A 7455-nucleotide genomic window follows, 5' to 3' on the forward strand; every position below is an offset into this window, starting at 1 on the left:
ACTCCTTCACCTTCTCTAATAATAAGAGGTTCTTACTATCTCTGAGTATAATCCCGACATATAGTGTGTCAATGACCTTTTTACCACACCCCAAAGCGTTATTTTCGTCAAGAAATTTCTCTTTTTTCAATAATTTTAGCAATAAAAAAGCGCCCGAGACAATCGCCCAAGCGCTTTTTATTTTATTTTTCCATTTTTTTGGCTACTACTTGAGTGCCTCTTTGACTTTTATGACAATGTCCTTTAGCTCCCAGTCTGTCTTAACAAGATATTTAAATGCGCCACCCTCCATGGCTTTGCTCAAATCTTCCACAGTATCCAAGTTTGAGAGAATGATTACTGGAACATTTTTCCCCCATTCATCCTTTCGAAGTTTTTTGAGCATAGTAATACCATCCATCTTTGGCAGTATAATATCAAGTAAAATCATATCAGGATGTTCAACAAGCGCCAACATAAGCCCTTTCCCACCATCGCCGGCAAGTGTTACCTGAAACCCATCATCTTTAAACACCCCCGCAAGTTGAGATTGCAAGTTTGTGTCGTCCTCAATTATAAGAATCTTTTTTATATCCATGACTACAATACAAAAAAATAATAGAAAGATTACTTCATCTTTAGTGTTTCTTTTACCTTATCAACCACATCTGGCAATTCCCAGTCAGTTTTAACTAAATATGTTAATACTTCTCCACTCATTGCTTCGCTGATATTTTCGACATCTGCACTATTGGTAAGTACAATTATAGAAATATCTTTTGTCCTGTCATCGCTGCGCAATTTTTTTAGAACAGTGAGGCCTCCGATACCAGGCATTTCAAGGTCAAGAAGAATGAGATCGGGATTTCTCTCTTTTGCAATTTCAATCCCCTGAACACCGTCCTCTGCGTTGAATACTTCAAAATTCTCTTTCTTTAGAATATCAGTTAACAGAGTTCGCAAGCTCTTATCATCTTCAACGATAAGAATCTTCTTTGTTTCGGCTCCCCCTGTTGACTCTTGTTCGGATTGTGTATCCATCCCGTTAGTAATAGGACACGGACTGATTCAATCCTTGCCTAAATATTAAACTTCTGCCGATAATCAATTTTTTTAACATATTATGTTTCTGTGTCCGTGATTACTAACGGGATCCATAACGGCTCAATTGTATCATACGGCACTTTGTGGCGCCACAATCAATCCCAATTACTCATTATGTGGCATATGTTCATCCCTATGACGATGAAACAACATACCGCTCCAGAACGCAGCCACAGAAACAAAGAGTGAGATCAAAAACATCATTGGGTACGAAAAGCCAAGTGAACCAACATCCCGCACCTCCAAATCAAAAATAGCGTCCCGTACGATATCCGGCTCACCTAATTTGTTAAATAGAAACTCTATTCTATACTTTCCAGCTTCTTCAAAATAATATTTTGTTGTATAGATTCCGGGTGATTTTGTTCTTGGTATAAGAGTCTGTATATGTTGTTCTCTGTCATTAGATAATATTTTTTGTATCACCACTTCAATGACATATGTTTCAGTTGGAAAGTTGCCACGCAAGTCACGCAAAAAAAATGACATATTAACCGTCTCGCCCAACAACTGTGAACCGGGATCGGGAACAAACGTCACAGCGTGCGTTCCGGCATACACTCCAAACGGTACATGAGCCGATGCAGTAGAAATAAATGGCACAAACAATAGTGCAAGAGTAAAGTGAAAGATTAAAAGTTGATGTCTCATATATAGCTTTATTATAGAAGTATAAACAAATTATGTCTTTCTTGTCTCACTTGCTTTACTTTCCTTATCTTGTAATGACACTTCCAGAACTTTCTTCCCTGCAGGAGAACCGGCTGTTTTGAGTGAGAAAGAAAATATTGTGCCCTCCCCAGGTTTTGATTTAAACCAAATTTCCCCTGACATGAGCTCTACCAACTGCTTTACAATGAATAGCCCAAGACCAGTGCCTTCAATATCTTGTGATGTTTTTGCACGCCAGAATTTTTCAAAAATGTGCTTTTGGTGTTGCGGACTGATACCCATACCTTCGTTTGCGACATGAAATATAACAGAATCGTCTTTCACTTCAGAGGAAATGGTAACAACACCTCCCGCTTTACCATACTTTACGGCATTCGTAAGGAGATTTACAAGTACCTCTTTCAAACGCATCTCATCTCCGACTATAGCCGGAGTGTCCTGCTTCACCGTGTTTTCTATGGCAACACTGCGCTCTGCTGCCATACTTTTCACCTCTGCTTCTGCGTCAGTAATCGCACTCACAGCAGATATGTTTGCAAGTTTAAGTTGAAGCGTTTTACCCTCAATCCGCGCAACATTTAAAATATCTTGCACTAAAAATAATAAACGCTCATTGCTATTGCGCAGGATATCAAACGATTCCTTTTCCTCCTTAACAATTTCAGGATGTTTTGATTCTATCGCACTCAATCCCCACTTGATGGCATTCGCCGGTGTGCGTAGCTCATGTGCCGCAACAAAGACAAATTGGTCTTTCAATTTCACCAATTCGTTTGCCTTATCAATTTCACGCTGCGTTGTTTCCTTCAATTCTCTTGTACGAGTGTCTACCATTTTCTCCAGTCCGCTTGCATATTTTGAAAGTTCTCGTCCCTGCAAATCCACCGTGCGCGAGGCACGCCAAACTATAAATGATAGAACTGCAAACATAATAACAAGGGAAAGTGCCACCCTTTGGGTAAAGAGCGTCTTCAGTTTGTTAATCTGTTGATTTATAAAGCCGGTTCGTGAATAGGTTTCAATGACACCAATCACTTCCGCAGAATTACCAAAGGTAATTGGTGCATAGACCTCCAGTCCCTCAACAAACTGCAATTCATATTTATGATGAGGATCGTTTGTATTAAATATTTCTATCTTGGCCGAGGCTTCAAGCGAAAGTGCTTTTATAACTCCTTCAGAAAGTTGAAACTTTACTCCAATGAGTCGCTGTTCATTTGAATATATAATTGTTCCGTCAGGATTCCAAATTTTGATTCTAAATAAGCCTGGAACCTGTAGAAGAGTAGTAAATCGTTCAAACCGGGCGATGTGTTCCTCATCAATGGCTGGTCGTGCAAAATCCTCCGGACTCAAAATGTCCGCCGCGAGACGATTGGCAAAGACAACGGAGTCAAGCTCACGCTGATCCAGAATGAATGTCTTGAGTGCCGGCGCAATAAGGGTAGAGAGAAACACACCAAGCGCAATAAACACAATGGTACCGAGCAGTATGAACTGTAAGAAGATACTTAGATGTGGAAATTTCATCCCGTTAGAGATAGGAAACGCTTTAATCTACTTTTTACATAGCGCTTACCCATGCCAGATTTAAGATATAATTCTCTCGACCTTGCATCTCTTTCTCCAAGACACATTTCATAATACATGATTTGAAATTGTCCTCTGTTTTTGGTTGATGTTGTTCTGTCGTCATTATGTATTTTAAAGCGTTTCCGTAAGTCATCCGTACTTCCAGTATACCACTTACCATCTTTCTTATTTAAAAGTATGTAAGTATGCCAGCTTTTGTTGTCTCTAACGGGATTCATGCAACTAGAATATTATTCTCGCGGTAGAACTGTAATAAACCCAAGTGTAGGTGGATCATCAGGTAGATGGTCATGGTGTCCATATATCCCATACATCGTAAAGGTATGTGAATAACTTTGTCCTTTTGAAATGCCGCCGAGTGCATCAAATAATGGAAGTGAGCTGTGCGTCGGATGCGGATCAGCACCTGGCCAGTGCAATTCGTCGTCAAGGTTGACAAAGGTTATGGTATCTCCCACAAAAATTGTGATATTTGACGGTCGCCAGTCGGTGAAGCTGTGAATTTCAATAATATACTCTTTTGGGCTTTGTAAAATTGGAATTGTGGGTTTGGGCGTGGGGGTTGGTTTTGGCGTTGGGGTTGGTTTTGGCTCTACTACTTTTTTCTCTTCAGGCGGTTTCGTTTCTTCTACAGGAACTGCGGTCTCAGTAAAAGTATTGTTGGTTCTATCGGGTATATCAGAAGGTGTATGGAACAGAGTAATCGAAACCCCAGCTCCTACGATAACAATTACTGATATGATAAAGATAAATGTTTGATTCATAGAATTTTAACTATAGTATATCCTACTCGGTGACAATAATTTTTCCCTCAAAGGCTGGAAATGTGTGGTCGTGATAACCAAATGCCCCAGGTTCGTTAAAAGTAAAAGAAAACTCTTCTCCGATTTTCATTCCTCGGCATACATCAAATCCACTGTGAGAACACCCTCCTGTCGTTGGGTGAAGACTGTGTGTAGGATGTAAATCAGACGCTGGCCATGCAAACTCTAAACCATCGTTAATCCATAAAATAGTGTCGCCTGATGCTATGGTAATGTTTTGTGGACTAAAACCATCAGTATCAATGCGTATCGTATGCACTTCTCCTTTAACATTAAGTTTTGTCTGAAGTGACATCTTTTCTATTTTATCCATAAGTTTTTGTATTTCTGTATTAACGCCGTCAATGAGGTTCTGTATGGTTATTGCTTTAATATTGGTACTGATTGCCAATTCTTCAGAATCCATGCCTTCTGTTGCTTGCCCTCCCAAGTTTTCTTCGAAAATTTGGGAGGGTGAATTTGTGGCTGATACTAATATGCTTGGTGTTGTTGTTGCGGTAGTAGTTGCCACCCCTATCACTAGAGGTACGAATGGAATGGTCGTTTTTGCAGAAATAAATGCGGCAGGAGAAAACAGATTTTCCCAGTCGAATGCAAACAGTCCGTAGAAATAAGCAGTGTCTGAAATGAGACCGCTGTCTATCGTACTTTCTGTCCGCCCCCGAAATACGGTATCTCCATCAAATGGATTGCCTGGGAGTGACTCATCGTTGCGAACTATATGCACACCAACGAAGTTTTGGTTATCGGGATTAGTCCACCGAATCATAACACTACTCTCTCCTGCCACAACAGACGGGGAGTGAATACGGGAAAGTGTTGAGGTATTTCCCCCCCCCATGGGAAGTGGTAATTCTTCTACTCCTCTTTTGGTAGTAATCGATATCGCCACTGGAAGTGAGATATCTCTGTTTGTGTTGATGTGAAAAACTGAGTAGTAGTACTTCGTATCCAATTTTAGTGCGCTATCTCGATAATATGGAAGTGTGCTTGTGGAAATATTTATTTCATTTCCATCTTTTACATGTTTCGCAAATCGGTCTATCCTTCGTACGATTACAGTTTCTAAATAGTTCACGTCAGTGGGTAGCCGCCATGACAGAAGTGCTGTTGTTTCTCCACCCGCACCAAAAACACCATTAGGTGGTATTGGACGCGTTGTATTCTCGGGTACAAGGGTGGTAAACGAGTACTCAAGAGAACGAATCTTTTCATCAAGTGTTGCTCCTATGACCGTGCGAAAATAGTATGTGGTACTTGCTGTGAGGTTTTGTAGTAATGCATACTGCTCGATTGCAAGATTGGGATACGACGATAGAGTCGTTGATGTATATTCTTTACTTGTCGTCCCATGCTCAACAAATGAATAGGCTGAATTGTCGGTCTGCCATCTAATAACAGCACCGGTTGCGTACACATCAATGGAAGGAACCGCATAATCAATTGAGAACGCAGGAGATACTGCCTCTCCCTTCTCTCCCACATTATCAACTGCACGCACGATAACTCTGTAGTCATCTCCCTCTGGCAATCCTTCTGCATTCCAGTTATATGTTCCGGTCGCGGTAAGTCCGCCCACAATAAAGTTTCGCCGCCTGATATCGGAACCGACAATATAATATATAGAAACCGAGGAGTTGCTTAAACCAAGCCATGCACGCTCAAACTCATCATTTTTATCTGTCGCCTCGTATGTTATAGGAACAATGGTCCCAAATACATCCCCTCTTAGTGGAGCTGTTATGGCAACTTCAGGATGATATGCTGCAGGACCACCACCTCCACTGATTCCTCCACCATCTCCTCCACCATCTCCTCCACAGTTACCGCGAACCGCAAAGTCGGCATCAGAAACATCCCAATCACCGGTTGAAGCATGGTTGGTAAGATGGCCTTCAATCCAAATACGACCGGTTTCCGAAATATCACCGCTTCCCGGTGTCCATTTATAAAACAGTTTTCTTAGCGGATGTTTGATAAGTGAAGAATCTAAATGTATTGGTTGTGTTCCATCATTCTTGTAATAGATTGCACTATGGTTGGTGTCAAAACTTGCAGTGACATCATATGAAACACCAACAGTTAAACACTCGCCACCATTTGGCAGTGTAATAGAGACAGCCCCAGCAGATACTGATTGGGGCAGAAGAAAGAGAAAAATCACCACGACCAAAAGAGCAGGAGCTGTCCATCGCGCCAGATTCAAATATAAATGTTTAAAGCCTAAAAACGCTGCTGTCATAAAAAAACAGTGTGATACGTTTATTATACAATATTGTAGAGAGCAACGACTGGTGGCTATACACAGCTATAATTCAACGAGTCTCAGTCTTGCTATTCTTTAAGAAGTTTTACGAGAAGAAGTTCAAGTGGTAGCTGTGAAATATAGGACATCCCCACCAAATCATAAGCGTCAAGAAGTTCTCGTAATACATTGGAGTTTATTGATGACTTTTTATCTTTACTAAATTCCTCTATAAAAGCAAAATCTTCACTAGAAAATTGTTCTTCAATGTCTTTTTTCATCTCGGGTGCATAGCGCAATAAAAGCACTGCTCGAACTTTCTGAAGTATCATTTTAATAAAAACCTTCATATCTATATTATTTTCAGACGCCTCGTGCACTGCTTTAAGTCCTTTTCCAAGGTCTTTCTCCTCAACAGCGGAAATTATACTATTTACGAGGGTGCTTCCCGGGGCTCCTGTTACCCTCTCAACTTCTTTTAAACTTATATTCTTATCTTTTGATGAAGCAATGATTTTTTGCAAAATTCCTTGAGCATCACGAAATGAACCTTCAGAAAGTAAGGATATTAAATCGGCTGATGATTGTTCCAATTTGTATCCTTCTTTTTTTGCAATTTTTTTTACCATTTCTTTGAGTACTGGCATACTCGGTTTTTTGAATACAAAACTTTGACATCTTGAAACAATTGTTTCGGGCAATTTATGGAGCTCGGTGGTGGCAAGCACAAACAACACATGTCGTGGTGGTTCTTCTAGTGTCTTGAGTAATGCATTGAATGCAGGAGTCGTGAGCATGTGTACCTCATCCACTATGTAGACTTTGTATGGAGATTCAAACGGTAGAGTGTGTACCGCTTCGCGCAATTCGCGTATATCATCTATTCCACGGTTAGATGCCGCATCTATTTCGTATAAATCTTTGTCTGTACATCCAACTTTTCTTGCGAGAATCCGCGCTACACTTGTTTTCCCTGTCCCGCGTGAACCAGAAAAAAGATACGCATGGGCTATATTGTTTTGTTTGAGCGCACCCTCA

At 40.6% G+C, this 7455-nt stretch carries 8 protein-coding genes; all 8 read right to left on the minus strand.

The annotated features are described in order from the left end of the window. Positions 1-205: 205 nt before the first annotated feature. Positions 206-577: a response regulator gene (locus tag IIB50_02585; protein ID MCH7529980.1), complete on the minus strand. Its 372-nt coding sequence runs from the start codon at positions 575-577 to the stop codon at positions 206-208. A 29-nt stretch (positions 578-606) separates the two neighbouring features. Next, entirely contained in the window at positions 607-1020 is a 414-nt protein-coding gene (locus IIB50_02590; protein MCH7529981.1) for a response regulator, read from the minus strand. 168 nt (positions 1021-1188) lie between these two features. Then, positions 1189-1734: a hypothetical protein gene (locus tag IIB50_02595; protein ID MCH7529982.1), complete on the minus strand. Its 546-nt coding sequence runs from the start codon at positions 1732-1734 to the stop codon at positions 1189-1191. A gap of 30 nt (positions 1735-1764) precedes the next feature. Beyond that, entirely contained in the window at positions 1765-3285 is a 1521-nt protein-coding gene (locus tag IIB50_02600; protein MCH7529983.1) for a HAMP domain-containing histidine kinase, read from the minus strand. Continuing rightward, entirely contained in the window at positions 3282-3566 is a 285-nt protein-coding gene (locus IIB50_02605) for a GIY-YIG nuclease family protein (GenBank protein MCH7529984.1), read from the minus strand. The genes IIB50_02600 and IIB50_02605 overlap by 4 nt, the downstream gene beginning before the upstream one ends. A gap of 12 nt (positions 3567-3578) precedes the next feature. Then, on the minus strand, positions 3579-4112 hold the full coding sequence (locus tag IIB50_02610) for a hypothetical protein (protein ID MCH7529985.1): 534 nt from the start codon (positions 4110-4112) through the stop codon (positions 3579-3581). Between the two features lie 22 nt (positions 4113-4134). Continuing rightward, entirely contained in the window at positions 4135-6414 is a 2280-nt protein-coding gene (locus IIB50_02615; GenBank protein ID MCH7529986.1) for a hypothetical protein, read from the minus strand. Between the two features lie 92 nt (positions 6415-6506). After that, a partial coding sequence (gene dnaX, locus IIB50_02620) for a DNA polymerase III subunit gamma/tau (GenBank protein ID MCH7529987.1) occupies positions 6507-7455 on the minus strand: 949 nt, incomplete at its 5' end.

It is taken from the genome of Patescibacteria group bacterium, assembly GCA_022560785.1.
Lineage (GTDB): Bacteria > Patescibacteriota > Minisyncoccia > Phycocordibacterales > JADFSL01 > JADFSL01.